The organism is Sphingorhabdus arenilitoris (assembly GCF_042651485.1).
Taxonomy (GTDB): domain Bacteria; phylum Pseudomonadota; class Alphaproteobacteria; order Sphingomonadales; family Sphingomonadaceae; genus Sphingorhabdus_B; species Sphingorhabdus_B arenilitoris.
In genome coordinates this window covers 214,033-228,524 of the sequence record NZ_JBHSDH010000010.1, presented here as the reverse complement: position 1 = coordinate 228,524, position 14,492 = coordinate 214,033, and the positions used below count along the sequence as shown (strand labels likewise).

Below are 14,492 nucleotides of genomic sequence, written 5' to 3'. Positions count from 1 at the left end.
GGGACTTAACCCTTTAACACCTCAACCAAAGTCGATCCGAGTTCGGACGGGCTTGCCGCCACGCGGATGCCTGCTGCTTCCATCGCGGCGATCTTGCTTTCGGCATCGCCCTTACCGCCCGATACGATTGCACCGGCATGGCCCATGCGGCGGCCCGGAGGTGCGGTGCGTCCGGCGATAAAGCCAGCCATCGGCTTCTTACGGCCCTTCTTAGCTTCATCGATCAGGAATTGTGCAGCCATCTCTTCGGCATCGCCGCCAATTTCGCCGATCATGATGATGGATTCGGTTGCATCATCGGCCAAGAATAGCTCCAGCACGTCGATAAAGTTGGTTCCATTCACTGGGTCACCGCCAATGCCGACCGCTGTGGTCTGGCCCAAACCTTCGGCAGTTGTCTGGAACACCGCTTCATAGGTCAGCGTGCCGCTGCGCGATACGACGCCGACGCTGCCCTTGCTGAAAATGCTGCCGGGCATAATGCCGATTTTGCATTCGCCGGGGGTCAATACGCCGGGGCAGTTGGGGCCGATCAGGCGGGATTTCGAACCGGACAGCGCGCGCTTCACCTTCACCATGTCCAGCACCGGAATGCCCTCTGTGATGCAAACGATCAGCGGGATTTCCGCATCAATAGCTTCAAGGATGGAGTCGGCGGCGAAGGGCGGCGGCACATAGACGACGGATGCATCCGCGCCGGTTGCGTCGCGCGCCTCGGCCACAGTGTTAAAGTTAGGCAAACCAAGATGCGTCGTGCCGCCTTTACCGGGCGTGACGCCCGCCACCATCTGCGTGCCATAGGCTATCGCCTGTTCAGTATGAAAGGTGCCTGTGGCGCCCGTCATCCCTTGCGTGATGACCTTGGTATTTTTGTTTATGAGTATGCTCATTTTAGCTCCTGCTTTAATGCTCGGTATTCTTGAAAGGGTTAGTGACAGTTACATCGCCATAGATTTGCCCGTCATTAAGGTCTTCGCTCACCAGTTCGGCCGCTCCCGCTGCATGAGCGGCGGCTATGATTGCGCCATCCCAGTAGGAAGTCTGGTAGCGGTGCGATAATAATATGCCTTCTGTCACAAGCCGGTGGTCAATCGCGACGCATTCAAACTCGCCGAGTAGTTCGACCCATTGCAATGCAATCTCATGCGGCAGGGGTTCTGGCTTCAGCTTGATTGCGTTGGTATAAAATTCCTGCAGCACTTGCGCTGAGATCGCAAAGTCGCCGTCACTGAGGATCTGCAACGCCGCTTCATGCTTGCCCGCATCGGCGTGCGATGCTTGTTCGGACGCAGCATAGAGCAGGATATTGGTGTCGAGGAAACGAACGGCCAAGATTTAGACCTTCCCGCCGGGTGCGTAGCTTGCCTCGCGGTCCCAACCGCTCATATCAAACTTTGCTTTGGTGGTGCGGCCCAATTCCAGCATTTTGGCAATTGCGCTCTGGCGGCGTTTTTCCATGCCCACAGTTTCTTCCATATGTTTGCGCACCAAAGCATTTACCGTTGTGTTTTGTTGCGCAGCCAGAAGCCGGTATTGGTCCAGCAACTTTTCATCGACAGCAAGGGTAATGTTTTTAGCCATGATCAAATCCCACATTTACACAGGATATGTGTAAACTACGCTTTGTGCCTTTCCCTGTCAACGCAGAAGTGCGGCATGAAAGCTGCAGATGGCGAGGGCCATGCCTCGCCATCTGCAGCAAAAAAAACGGAACAAACGCCACGAGAAAAATTGGAGTCGCCAAAAGCGCCAAAAAAAGCAGTTGGGATCCCGCACCCAGCATCACGCGAGCGACGGCTCCAACGCCTTACACGCCACCAGCAATTCCTCGACCGCATCGGTGCTGACTTTCAGATTAGCTTTTTCTTCGTCGCTGAGTGAAATTTCAACCACATCTTCGATGCCATTTGCGCCGATTACTGCAGGAACGCCTACATATAAACCGTCCAAACCATATTTGCCATCGACATAGGCGGCGACGGGAAGGATGCGTTTCTGATCGCCCAAATAGGCTTCGGCCATCGCGATGCCGCTGGTGGCGGGGGCGTAGTAAGCGCTGCCGGTCTTGAGCAGGCCAACGATTTCACCGCCGCCTGCGCGGGTGCGCTTGACGATCTCGTCGATGCGGTCTGCGCTCACGCCCTTGATCTTCGCATAGTCATTCACGGGAATGCCGTTGATCGTGGTGTAGCTGGTGACCGGTACCATCGTATCGCCGTGCCCGCCCAGCACGAAGGCGTTAACGTCCTTCACGCTGACATCAAATTCCCAGGCGAGGAAAGTCGCAAAGCGGGCGCTATCCAGCACGCCCGCCATGCCGACAACTTTATTATGCGGCAGGCCGGAAAATTCGCGCAGCGCCCATACCATCGCGTCAAGCGGATTGGTGATGCAGATGACGAAAGCGTCGGGGCAGTTATTCTTAATCCCTTCGCCCACCGCCTTCATGACCGACAGGTTGATCCCCAGCAAGTCATCGCGGCTCATGCCCGGCTTGCGCGGGACGCCAGCGGTCACAATAACGACGTCGGCGCCGGCGATATCGGCATAATCATTGGTGCCGGTAATTTTGGCATCAAAACCTTCGACCGGACCACATTGCGACAGGTCGAGCGCCTTGCCTTGGGGTATGCCTTCGGCAATATCGAACAGGACAATATCGCCCATTTCTTTTTTCGCCGCCAAATGCGCGAGCGTGCCGCCGATCATGCCTGAGCCGATGAGCGCGATTTTTTTGCGTGCCATATTATGGGGTCCTTCTGTCTGTCCGATGAGCAAAAACGAGTCGTGAGAAACACTATCAAATTAGGAATTGCCAAGGCGATAGCGGCCTGAATAGGAAAATTCAACTGTGGAAAAACATTATCTTTGCAATTGGTTCGCAATATCAGAACTGTATGAACGCTGCGTAGTCCGTTCAGCTATCTGCCTCTAATAATCAGTCATTTGACCGGCAGGACCTTCGTTAGATGCGTCGCTACCGTGGCCCAGCGCCATATATTCATCCGATTGCATCTCTAGCAGGCGCGAGACGGTCCGGTCGAATTCGAATTTCCCGTCGCCTTCGGAATACAGGTCATCCGGTGCGGCATCGGCGCTTGCCAGTAATTTGACCCGATATTCATATAGCGCGTCAATAAGCGTCACAAAACGCGCGGCCTCATTGCGGTTTTGTGGGCCCAATATCGGAATGCCGACCAGAAAGACGGTATGATAACTCCGCGCAATGGCCAGATAGTCGGCGGCGCCCCGCGCCTCTGCGCACAGCCGCTTGAAGGAGAAAACCGCGACACCCTTCAGCGATTTGGGCACATGAAGCATCCGTCCCCCGCCCAGCGATATCTCCGCGCTCGGCACATGCGCACGGTCTTCGGGGGGATAGTCGGTCAGCCGAAAAAAGCTTTGCGACAAGGCTGCCGTGGCCGCCGGTCCATTGGGGACCAGCCAAGTCTCCGCCCCCGCCAGCCGCTCGCGCCGATAATCGGTCGGCCCATTCAGGGCCATGACGTCAAGCCTTTGCTCTATCAATTTGATAAAGGGTACAAAAAGCTGACGGTTCAGTCCGTCTTTATACAGGTCCGCCGGCACGCGATTGGACGTTGTGATGATCGTAACGCCCGCCTCAATCAAGCCGGTGAATAGGCGCGACATGATGGCGGCGTCAGCCATATTGTTGACCACCATTTCGTCAAAACACAGCAGCCGTGCCTCGTCCGCCAGAGCGGCCACGACGGGCGGAATGGGATCACCCTGTTCCTTTTTGCGCTCCTCCCGCAGCCGCGCATGGACATCCAGCATAAATTCGTGGAAATGGGCGCGGCGTTTCCGGTGGATATGGGTGCTGTCAAAAAACAAATCCATCAACATGGATTTGCCGCGTCCTACGCCGCCCCACATATATAGGCCGCGCACCGGATCAGGCTTTTTCCCGAATAGCCGCCACAATGTGCTACCGCGCGGCGGGCTAGCCTCCAATTGTTTTTCAATATCGGATAGCGCCGCGACCGCCGCCGATTGCGCGGGATCTGCCGTAAGTTCGCCTGCTGCTACTAAAGCGGCGTAACGGGCCGCCATGTCCTTCATCCGGCGCTCTTGCCCTTTTTCAATAGGCCGGTGAAATTCGAAATAACCAGCCGATCTTGTCCGGGCAAATCTTGCACCATCTGACCCCGCAAAAACACCATGCGATAGGTTTCCCGGACCAGATAGACCTCAGCGGTAAGCCAGTGACCTGCTTGTCCCGCGCCGGTGAATTGACACTGCACATCGAGCGTCACCGGCCCAATGCCCAGATCAATGTCGAGCCCCCTGCAGCCTGCAAATAACGCTATGTCGAGAAAGGCGAGCGTTGCCCCGCCATGCAAATTATCCTGCAGGTTGCTGTGCCGTCGCTCGGGCATCATGCGGACTAGGGACGGCCCGCCATCTGCCGCCATTTGAAGCTGCACCCTGCCCAGAAGCGCATTGAAACGGCTGTCATCATGCAAATCCCAATGGAGCCAGCCTGGAGCATCGGCAACGGGATCATGGAGGAAAATGCTATCTGCGTGGGAATCTGACACTAAGCGCCAATCTCGGCCTTGACCCTAAAGGATCAAATCTGCCTTTCGGCGACCATCTTCTTGGTTTCCGCAATGGCCTTGGCGGGACTTAAACCTTTGGGGCACGCATTGGAGCAATTCATGATGGTATGGCAGCGATAGAGGCGGAACGGATCCTCCAGCTCATCGAGCCGTTCGCCGGTCATCTCATCGCGGCTATCGGCAAGCCAACGGTAAGCTTGCAGCAGGATCGCAGGCCCCAAAAACTTGTCGCTATTCCACCAATAAGAAGGGCAGCTGGTCGAACAGCAAGCACATAAAATGCACTCATACAGGCCGTCCAATTTGTCGCGATCTTCCGGCGATTGCAGCCGCTCTTTACCCGATGGTTCCGGGGTAACGGTCTGCAGCCATGGTTTGATCGACGCATATTGTGCGTAAAAATGGGTAAAGTCCGGAACCAGATCCTTGATGACTTCCATATGCGGCAACGGGGTGATCGTGACATCCCCTTTGCAATCTTCAATCGCTGTGGTGCAGGCAAGACCATTTTTGCCGTCAATATTCATCGAACAGCTACCGCAAATCCCCTCGCGGCACGACCGGCGGAAGGTTAGCGAAGGGTCCTGCTCACTTTTCATTTTAATGAGCGCGTCCAGCACCATCGGACCGCAGTCATCTGTATCAATCTGGAATGTGTCATAACGCGGATTTTCGCCGCTGTCGGGGTCGTAGCGATAGACTTTAAAATTCTTTGTCTTACCACCGGTTGCCGCTTCATGCTTTTTACCGGTTTTCACCTTGCTGTTTTTGGGAAGAGTGAAAGTCGCCATTGTCCTACAAACCCTGTTTCAAAATGATGTCGGTCTTTGGCGTTAGCCGCGCAGAACCATAATCACAAGGCTTTCCGACTTGCAATTATTTGCACCGCAAGTGCGTGATCCGCAGGCTTATCAACATCAATTGCCGCCACCGGGTCCGACAGCGACACCAGATGGGCCGACAAACCCAGCCTCGTTCCAGCCTTTTCCAGCGCGGATTTAAGCCCAATAGTTCGCGTCAATGCGCGTAGTGCCAAGATAGGACCAAAATGCCGGAATAGCTTCCACGCTTGCTTTCGGTCCTGTTCCGCTGCGGCCCACAATCGCAACGCAGCTGCAACGTTATCGGAGGTAAAGGCAAATAGATTCGCGCCTGACCAAGCGCCATCGGAAAAACGCAGCCAGGTGCGCTTTGCATCTGGAAACTGCGCGAGCATCGCCTGTTTTTCGACCATGCCGATGGACAGGTCTCCATCTGCTTCCTTTATAAATTCCTGCACCATCGCCGGCGTTAGCAAGGGATGATCCGCCGTTGTAACGAGCCAGGGAAAAGGTAGATTCCCGCATTCCATCAACTGTTCCAAACTTTTTGAAATGCCATCGCTGCTCTGACGCATTTCACCGCCGCCGCCCATTTCGGCCGCTGTTGCCAATGTTTGGGGTTGTTGGCCAAGAACCACAATCCGGCCTATCTCGCCGCATTGATGAAGGCTCCGCACAACATGCGTTAGCATCGCTTCTCCGTCAATCGGCACCAATGCCTTATATTCTTGTCCAAAATGCGCGGCAAGCGGATCAATACCGGGCCGTTGTCCGGCCAAAATTATCGCTGTCCATTGCATCGGCATTGCCAACCCCATAAGGCAAGAAAAATTAACAGCGCGTTGGAGCCTTATGCAGCGAATTGCAATATATGATCTGGACCGGACAATCGTGAAAACCCCGACATTCACGGCCTTTTTATTCTTTGCCGCCGCGCATCTGCGCCGTCCTTTATGGTGGCGCGTGCCATTATGGGCAGGTGCGCTGATCGGTTATGTGCTTAAATTATACGGGCGTAAGGCGCTGAAACAATATGGCATGAAGCTGTTCATCGGGCGCGAATTGCCATCAGCAAAAGCGCAGGAAATCGCGGAGCTATTTGCGCAGAATATCATCCCGAGCGATATTTTGCCCGGCGCGGCGGCCGCAATTGACGCCGACCGAGCAGCAGGGGGGAAGCTTATCATCGCATCTGCGGCTCAGGCTTTGTATGTGAGCGCAATTGCCCGCGCATTGCAATTTGACGCTTTTGTCGCGACCGAAAATCTCCGCAGCGAACATGGCTATGCTTATCTGATGGACGGCGAAAATTGCTATGGCGCCGAAAAATTGCGCCGCGTGCAGCTGTGGTTGGACAGGGAGAATTTGGTGAGAGAAGACTGCGACATTTGGTTTTATTCAGACCATCCCAGCGACGCACCGATGCTGAATTGGGCCGATAGGGGCATATTGGTTGGTCCGTCCCCTGCTCTGGCTCAGCTTGCCGCCAAAAATGGATGGGACCACGCCGATTTTTCGCTGAAGCCAACTGACAGCACCCTGGGCTAATCAAATGGCGCATATTGCCCTGACAGCCTACGATCTTGAAAATGGAGGGATCAGCCGCGTAGCCATTTATCTTGCCAATGGGTTTGCGGCGGCGGGACACCGGGTCAGCCTGATCCTTTGCACATCGGCGGGCGAACGCGATGCTGATTTTAAGGCGCGGTTGACGGCAGGAATTGATTATATCGCGCTTTCGGACCACTATTATGCCTCACGCGCTTTTGGGCAGGTCATGCAAATGAGGGCTTTTCGCGCGTGGCTGCGGACCAATCGGCCGGATATTGTGATGGGAACGGCGAATAATATCAGCTGGTTTTCCGGCATGGGGCTCGCCGCCAATCGCGCTATTAAGGCGCGGCTCTATATCAAAACGACCAATCCGATATTGCGCGAAAAAGACGGTAAGCCCATCACAGCCCTGCGCCGTTGGGGTTATCGCAAACTATTTTTGAAGGCTGAAAAGACGTTGACGCTTAGCGATGCGGAGAGCCGCATTTTACAGACACAATTTCCTGCATGTGCTGGCCGGTTCCGCTCCGTGTTTAACCCCTATATCACCGATGATTTCCTACATATGCAGAAACCGCCTGCGAATCCATCGGGTAAGGCTCGCGTGCCGATACTCGTCGCGATTGGCAGGTTAGCGCCGCAGAAAAATATGACCCGCCTCATCCAGGCATTTGCCATTGCCAAGGCAAAAGACGCCGAACAAGGCGGCGGACCGATGGCGGCGGCACGTTTGATAATTGCTGGTGAGGGGCCAGAACTCGGCCTTTTGCAGCAGCTTGCCAGCGATAGCGGGCTGCCGGATGCGGTCGAATTTCCCGGATTTAGCGATGATATTCCAGCTTTGCTGCGCCGCGCAAGCCTGTTCATTCTGTCATCCAATTATGAAGGCCTGCCCGCGGTCGTGATCGAAGCCTTGGGCAGCAACTGCCCGGTGGTTAGCACCGATTGTTTTCCGGCGGCGCAGGAGCTGCTCACGGCGTTGCCAGGGTGCGTTGTGACTGAACGAAGCGCAGAAGCTTTGGCCGATGGCATATTACAGGCGGTAGCCGCATGGGACGCTAGCCCAGATAACGAAAATGAGGTGCTGCGCAAACGAGCGCTGGATTATAGTTTGCAATCGGCGACCGATAGCCACTTGCGGGCCATGGACTTGTAACCCATTTGTCAGCTGGCGGCGTGCAAATCCGCTAGCAATGCCGCAGCTCCGCGCTGTGCTGCGGAAAGCCGGGGGTCGATGCTTATTGTATAATCCAACAGTCTTTCTTGTTCAGCGAGATATTCGCGGCCAATCTCTTGCCATTTTGGGATGAGCGGAAATAACTGCTCTGCGGTCTGAACCACCGGTCCATTGCGCCAAAATTCATATGCCGGCTCCTGCGCCGGTGCGCCGCTATGAACATCGATAAAAAAACAGGGCCTCGGCTGATGCAGAAATTCGTAAACCTGGCTGCTCACATCGCCAATATAGGCGTCGGCGGCGAGGACATAGCTCATATCAAATAATTTCTCGCTGCCGGTATCAATTCGGATATTGGCTGCACGACAGAATTTATCGGCAATGTCAGGGCGTTTTTTTGCGACCTTATATTCGGGCGAAATATGCAGGCTTTTGAAGAACAGCATGACATGCGGTGCAAAAATCAAATTATATTCTGGATGGTTATAAAAATAATCTAAAACCGCCTCGCCTTGTTCATACCAGCTCGACATATGCGGATCGAAATGGGGGTTGAACAGGAATGTGGGATTATCGTTGGGGAAAAATTTTTCCGCCTTTCGCCCGCGCAAAATATCAAATTTGGGATAGCCGATAATCCGGCATTTTTCCTCGGCCGTTATCCCGGCCCCGACGATTTGATCGACAACTTTTTGACCGCTTAGCAGGAACAGATCAAAATCTTTTAACGCCGGATGCATGGCGACATTTCGGTCGCCCGATCCATGCGGAATATAGGCAAAGCGGGGACAAGTTCCGCGACGCCAGCTGCGTTTCAGGGTCAGGCAGGTGCGTTCGGTTGACACAATCATTGCCATTCGGCGCAGCTTTTTTTTCGACCAATATAAACGCATAATCCGCCGGGCCGGGACAAATCGGTTAAGCGGCGCCAGCAAAAAGTTAAGCCAGCTCGGCAAGGATAAACCCACCCACTGCACCGCTGCCACTTGGTCTTGTGTCAATAATTTCTCAACCTGCTCTTTTATCTCGGCGCTGCCAAAGGCAGCGATGATGGGGCGATCACCACAGGTCAGCGCCAATTCGCCCAATATGCCCGCGCTATGTGCGACTTGGTGCGCGGCATCATGATTATAAAGAAAAAGGATTGGGAGCTTCATTTTAACGGCATTCTCTGGACAGTGGGGGCAACGCCGTGCAAAAGCAAATTACAGCAGCGCAATCATCTGCGTTTTGTGCGTTTAATAGCTTCTTGTGCGGGATCAAGCCTTAGCCGTTATGCCATTATTGTCTATCCCCAACCCGGATATCATCCATGTCTCGCAGCAGCATTGAAAAACCCGGTATTAGGATATTGAAAAATGGCGGCTGGTTGCTTGGCGGAAAAACGGTTGGCGCTGTTTTGTCGATCATATATCTGGCGATGATCACCCGGAATTTGGGGCCAGAAAATTTCGGTAAATTCGCCCTGATTTTCAGTTTTGCTCAGGCGATTGCCGGCATCATCTCTTTTCAGACATGGCAGATTATCATTCGCTACGGGACCAAATATGTTCTGGAAAAAGCGGTCGATGATTTTGCCCGGCTGATCATGCTGTGCCTGGCGCTCGACGTTATCGGTATTCTATTGGGTACGGTTTTGACCCTGACCGCAGTATATGGTTTCGCTGGATATTTCGGTTGGGATGCTGCCTATAGCTTAAAAATCAGCATTTTCACCTTCGTCATTCTCTTGTCCACTCGCGGCACAGCGATCGGCATTTTGCGAGTGCATGACCGGTTCCGCGATGCTGCGCTCGCCGATAGCCTTGTGCCGATCATTCGTTTTGTTGGCGTCGGGGTCGCGGTGTTTCTGGGCGGCAGTATCGACCGATTCCTGTTTGTTTGGGCTTTTTCGGAGATGGCGGCCACAGCGATTATGTGGATTATCATCGCACGGACGATGCCATTGCATCTGGGCCAACAAAATTGGCGGCATATCGGGCGATATTACCGCAAATATACCGACCTCACCCGCTTTGCCGCTTTCACCAATTTGGGCTCCAGCCTACGGCTGATGAGTCAGCAGCTGATCGTTTTGATTGTCGGATTTTATACAGGGCCGGCGGCGGCTGGTTTTTTCCGGCTGGGCCATCAACTGGGGCAAGTGGTCGCGCGGATAGCTGATGGTATATCCTTTGCCATCTACACCGAATATAGCCGGATTACTCAATCAGCTGGCAGCGGCGCCGCACGCTCGATGATTGGGCGCACGATGCGGGTAACAGCCGTCAGCGCCGCGATTTTACTGGCCATATTGTTGCTGGCCGGTAAACCGCTGATCATCATGATCTTCGGACCGGATTATGCCCCGGCTTATCCCTTAGTTTTGTTGCTGGGCGGTGCAGCGGCGGTGCAGGTCGCGGCCATGGCGCTTGAACCAGTATTGATGACGCATGGACGGGCGGGGTGGGTTTTAATTGCCAATGCAGTGGGCGTCGGTGTCATGGCGCTGCTGCTGCCGCTGCTCATGCCTGAACTTGAAGCGACGGGCGCGGCCATTGCCGTTTTGGTGGGCGCCGCCCTAACAGCAATTTCGCTGGCGCTCGCTTTTCGGTTTATGTCCAACGATCAGCAAACACCGACTATTTAAGCCGACCGAAGGCGCCCAAGAAATTCGCCACTGGCTTCCTGTAGCGCAGCGGTGCGGGCCTCCAAATGAGCCATGATCTGACGCATTTCATCGGCAACCTCCCCGACTTGAACCGCAGCGCTATTCACCTCCCGGCTAAAATCGAACATATGATCAGCTTCGTTTGCGGCGCTTTCGGCGTTGCTCCTAATTTCGTGAGTCGCGGCTTGTTGTTGATTAATCGCGCTTGCGATGTTGCTAGCCCCCTGTTGTACATGGCCAATTTGGCCAGCGATTAAACCGACGCTATGCACAGCATTATTCATTTCACTGCGGATATTGGTAATAATGTCGGTGATAGACCCAATCGCCCCATGGGTTTGACCGGCAAGCGATTTTACTTCCTGTGCAACGACAGCAAAGCCGCGACCTTGGTCACCTGCGCGTGCCGCTTCAATCGTCGCATTCAGCGCCAATAAATTGGTTTGTGCGGCGACATCGCGGATCATCCCAGCTATCTCGTCGATATGCTCTGCCTCGTCCAGCAATCGGGATATAGCGCTGCTGCCGGTGTCGCTAATCGATTGGGCATGGCCGGATGCTTGTACTTGTTCGTCAATCTGCCCAGAAATCCCGCTCGTTGCTTCATTCAACTGCCGGGATGCGGCGGCGACTGATTGGATGGCATGGCTCATATTTTTCGCCATTTCGGACATTGCATCGGTGCGTTCGCGGGTTTGCGTTCCGATGCTAGCCAGCTGCTGCGATGTCTCACCCACCGTTTGCACTGCTGCGCCTAGCGCATCGATAATAGAAAGCACCGATTGTTCAAAATTATTAGCCAGTTTCTGCATTTCCGCAAGCCGTTCAGCATCAGCATGTTTTTGTGCATCAACCTTTGCGTTTGCAGCATTTTGCCGCTCGGATTCTACTGCTTCCAGGCGGCGTTTTTCCGCTTCGTGAAAAGCCGCCTGTTCTGCCGCAAATTCCTTTGCAGTATTGGCTGATTCGATGAAGGATCGCCATACTTGCATCGCCATGCGAAAAATGGACCAGCCGCACACTGCGACGCCGCAATAGTAGAACCATGGCATAGCAGTGCCGTTAACATAAGGAGCAAGCAGGCTAGATATGGTCATCAACGAAATCCAGCTGACCAGCGCGTTGATCTGGTTGACATAAATGAGTGCACCTACGCCCATCAAAGCGAATGTTACGCAGCCTGCAATGATGTTTGTGGTTGGCGCACCTACTGTCCAAATCGCAAATATAATTGCGGACCAGCAGCACACGTCACTCATGGTCGTCAGCGTTAGCCGCTTCTTGAACGCCATTAATTGTTTATGGTGCGGATCAAGGTTGGGCTGGTAACGGCGGATGCGGGTATAGCCGGAATAGCAGGCGATCATGGTTAGTGTGTAGATTGGTGCGACCATGATGCTAAGCAGCGAGCCAGCACCCAAATAGAGCAGTGCAGCCACAATCCACATCACCAAAGTCCCGACGACTACAATTGCGATCTGCGATTTAGTTGCGGCAATCAGCTGTGCTAGCAATAGATCTGGATTGTCGACGCTATTGGCCTGGCGAACCAGCCTCCACTCCTCGCCAAGGTTTGCCCAATGTGCAAATAAATCTTTATGGTGTTGCATAACTTCTAGCCGCCCGCCGATCGTAACTTGACCGACAGCATTGGCGAAATATGGTAAATTATCGGTTAACGATTGCAGCAGATGCACCGCTGTGCTTCGCCAAATGGGTTTTGGCGCGCATGAAATTAACCGTGTCACTAATAACCGGTGCCTTGTTCCTGAATGGGCGGGCAACGGCCATGATGATGTCGGTATGGTCCACGCCGGGATAGATTTTGCTGGCCGATGTACCGCCCTGTTTCCGCATGGCTTCATCGAGAGCGCGGCTGTTACGCGGCTTTACCGTGGTGTCAGCGTCGCCCGTTAATAACAACAAGGGCGGCGCGTCGGTGCGGGCATAGGTGATCGGCTGGGTTTCCGCAGGGACTTTCCATGAACCCATTGCATATTCGGCCGCTGATCCGCGATCAAAGGGCAGAAAGTCATACGGCCCTGCAAGACCAATTACGCCCTTAATCACATTGGTTTTCAGGCCGTTTTGGGCGAGCCATTGGGGATCGAGTGCGCTCATCATCGCGATATGTGCGCCTGCGCTATGGCCCATGACGAATATCTGATTGGCATCGCCGCCATATTTGCTGATGTTGCGCACCGTCCAATTGACCGCGGCGGCGCCATCTTCAACAAAGGCAGGGAAGCGGACTTTCGGGATTTTGCGGTAATCGGCGATGACCGTAATAATTCCGCGCGCGGCAAAGCTGCGGCCCAAAAAGGCATAGCCCGCTCGCTCTCCATCGCGCCATGAGCCGCCATGGAAAAATATCAAAACCTGCCGCGTTTCGCCATCTGGCGCGGGTCGTGCGGGCGTATAGACATCCAGCTTTTGCCGCTCATCGGTGCCATAGGACAGGCCATTGTGAACGCGGGCGGGGGCATCGTTGCCGCCGGGATACCAGCGATCGGCAAAGTCGAGTTTTTGCGGCCCGCTCAAAAAATAAAAATAGATTGACAAGCCGGCAAGCCCGGCGACCAAAGCCCAGAATATATATTTCAACATGCCACTCTCCTATTACACAACCATAAGCGCGCAAAAACAAAAAAGGCCCCGCATCGCTGCAGGGCCTTTTGAAAAACCACGGATAAAGCCAATTAACGCTTGGAGAATTGGAAGCTCTTACGCGCTTTTGCCTTACCATATTTCTTACGTTCAACGACACGGCTATCGCGCGTCAAGAAGCCAGCGGCTTTGACTGCACTGCGCAGCGCCGGTTCATAACGGGTCAGTGCTTGGCTGATGCCATGCTTGACCGCACCAGCCTGTCCAGACAGACCGCCGCCTTTTACGGTGGCGACAATGTCATATTGACCGCGGCGTTCGGTAATGTCGAACACTTGGTTGATGACAAGGCGCAGCGTAGGGCGTGCAAAATACACTTCCTGATCGCGGCCATTGACGGTGATCTTTCCGGTGCCTGGCTTCAACCAGACGCGGGCAATCGCGTCCTTACGGCGGCCGGTTGCATAAGCGCGGCCATGCGCGTCCAATTCTTGTTCACGCAGCGGCGTTGCAGGAGCGGCCGGAGCTTGCGTCGTTGCACCTGCGACCTGATCAAGATCGGCGAGCGAGGTGGCGCTATTGTTATCGGTGTCTGACATTATACACGCACCTTATTCTTACGGTTCATGGAAGCGACGTCGAGCGGCTTGGGCTGTTGCCCTTCATAGGGATGCTCTGTGCCAGCGAAAACGTGCAGAGCGCGCATTTGTGCACGGCCCAAAGGACCGCGGGGCACCATGCGCTCTACCGCTTTAATCATCACGCGCTCAGGAAATTTGCCTTCCAGCAATTTTTCCGGGCTCGTTTCTTTAATGCCCCCGGGATAGCCGGTGTGGCGATAATAGCGTTTGTCCTTCGCCTTGTTGCCGGTGAAGCGCACTTTATCGGCATTGATGACGATGACATGGTCGCCGCAATCGACATGCGGCGTGTAGGTTGGTTTGGTCTTGCCGCGCAGGATATTGGCGATAATGCTGGCAACGCGGCCAACCACAAGACCTTCGGCATCAATGATGACCCAGCCTTTTTCGACATCCTGAGGACGGACCGATTTTGTTTGTTTAGACAGCGTTTTCATAAGAGCGCCTAATCGAACCTTT

16 protein-coding genes are annotated in these 14,492 nt (G+C 54.3%); 3 read left to right on the top strand and 13 right to left on the bottom strand.

The window, feature by feature from the left end; translation table 11 throughout:
- Positions 1–5 precede the first annotated feature (5 nt).
- The 8 genes from sucD to ACFOWX_RS02500 form a co-directional block, all read right to left on the bottom strand.
- Positions 6–890, bottom strand: a complete 885-nt coding sequence (sucD, locus tag ACFOWX_RS02535) for a succinate--CoA ligase subunit alpha (RefSeq protein ID WP_381420967.1) — start codon at positions 888–890, stop codon at positions 6–8.
- 13 nt (positions 891–903) lie between these two features.
- Positions 904–1,332, bottom strand: coding sequence for a PIN domain-containing protein (locus ACFOWX_RS02530; RefSeq protein ID WP_381420965.1), 429 nt, complete (start codon positions 1,330–1,332; stop codon positions 904–906).
- Between the two features lie 3 nt (positions 1,333–1,335).
- Complete coding sequence (locus ACFOWX_RS02525) at positions 1,336–1,581, bottom strand: hypothetical protein (protein ID WP_381420963.1); 246 nt, start codon at positions 1,579–1,581, stop codon at positions 1,336–1,338.
- A 201-nt stretch (positions 1,582–1,782) separates the two neighbouring features.
- A complete protein-coding gene (gene mdh / locus ACFOWX_RS02520; RefSeq protein WP_381420961.1) occupies positions 1,783–2,745 on the bottom strand; it encodes a malate dehydrogenase in 963 nt (320 codons plus the stop codon).
- Positions 2,746–2,931: 186 nt separating this feature from the next.
- On the bottom strand, positions 2,932–4,083 hold the full coding sequence (gene zapE / locus ACFOWX_RS02515; protein WP_381420959.1) for a cell division protein ZapE: 1,152 nt from the start codon (positions 4,081–4,083) through the stop codon (positions 2,932–2,934).
- Positions 4,080–4,562, bottom strand: a complete 483-nt coding sequence (locus tag ACFOWX_RS02510; protein WP_381420957.1) for a PaaI family thioesterase — start codon at positions 4,560–4,562, stop codon at positions 4,080–4,082. The genes zapE and ACFOWX_RS02510 overlap by 4 nt, the downstream gene beginning before the upstream one ends.
- A gap of 32 nt (positions 4,563–4,594) precedes the next feature.
- On the bottom strand, positions 4,595–5,374 hold the full coding sequence (locus ACFOWX_RS02505; protein ID WP_381420955.1) for a succinate dehydrogenase iron-sulfur subunit: 780 nt from the start codon (positions 5,372–5,374) through the stop codon (positions 4,595–4,597).
- Between the two features lie 62 nt (positions 5,375–5,436).
- Positions 5,437–6,210, bottom strand: coding sequence for a nucleotidyltransferase family protein (locus ACFOWX_RS02500; protein ID WP_381420953.1), 774 nt, complete (start codon positions 6,208–6,210; stop codon positions 5,437–5,439).
- Positions 6,211–6,256: 46 nt separating this feature from the next.
- On the opposite strand from ACFOWX_RS02500, the gene ACFOWX_RS02495 reads away from it, so the two are divergent.
- Both ACFOWX_RS02495 and ACFOWX_RS02490 read left to right on the top strand, forming a co-directional pair.
- Entirely contained in the window at positions 6,257–6,952 is a 696-nt protein-coding gene (locus ACFOWX_RS02495) for an HAD family hydrolase (protein ID WP_381420951.1), read from the top strand.
- Between the two features lie 4 nt (positions 6,953–6,956).
- Positions 6,957–8,114 carry a glycosyltransferase gene (locus tag ACFOWX_RS02490; RefSeq protein ID WP_381420949.1) on the top strand — a complete coding sequence of 386 codons (1,158 nt, stop codon included), beginning with the start codon at positions 6,957–6,959 and terminating at the stop codon, positions 8,112–8,114.
- 8 nt (positions 8,115–8,122) lie between these two features.
- Here the strand turns inward: ACFOWX_RS02490 and ACFOWX_RS02485 are convergent, their stop codons facing one another.
- Positions 8,123–9,292 carry a hypothetical protein gene (locus ACFOWX_RS02485; RefSeq protein WP_381420947.1) on the bottom strand — a complete coding sequence of 390 codons (1,170 nt, stop codon included), beginning with the start codon at positions 9,290–9,292 and terminating at the stop codon, positions 8,123–8,125.
- A 155-nt stretch (positions 9,293–9,447) separates the two neighbouring features.
- On the opposite strand from ACFOWX_RS02485, the gene ACFOWX_RS02480 reads away from it, so the two are divergent.
- Complete coding sequence (locus ACFOWX_RS02480; protein ID WP_381420945.1) at positions 9,448–10,764, top strand: lipopolysaccharide biosynthesis protein; 1,317 nt, start codon at positions 9,448–9,450, stop codon at positions 10,762–10,764.
- On the opposite strand, the gene ACFOWX_RS02475 is transcribed toward ACFOWX_RS02480, so the two are convergent.
- From ACFOWX_RS02475 to rplM, 4 genes are all read right to left on the bottom strand, one after another.
- Positions 10,761–12,395 (bottom strand): methyl-accepting chemotaxis protein, encoded by a 1,635-nt coding sequence (locus tag ACFOWX_RS02475; protein WP_381420943.1) that lies wholly within the window; start codon positions 12,393–12,395, stop codon positions 10,761–10,763. The genes ACFOWX_RS02480 and ACFOWX_RS02475 overlap by 4 nt on opposite strands.
- Positions 12,396–12,453: 58 nt before the next feature.
- On the bottom strand, positions 12,454–13,392 hold the full coding sequence (locus ACFOWX_RS02470) for an alpha/beta hydrolase (RefSeq protein WP_381420941.1): 939 nt from the start codon (positions 13,390–13,392) through the stop codon (positions 12,454–12,456).
- 92 nt (positions 13,393–13,484) lie between these two features.
- Entirely contained in the window at positions 13,485–13,991 is a 507-nt protein-coding gene (gene rpsI, locus ACFOWX_RS02465; protein ID WP_381420939.1) for a 30S ribosomal protein S9, read from the bottom strand.
- Entirely contained in the window at positions 13,991–14,470 is a 480-nt protein-coding gene (rplM, locus tag ACFOWX_RS02460) for a 50S ribosomal protein L13 (RefSeq protein WP_381420937.1), read from the bottom strand. The genes rpsI and rplM overlap by 1 nt, the downstream gene beginning before the upstream one ends.
- Between the last annotated feature and the right edge of the window lie 22 nt (positions 14,471–14,492).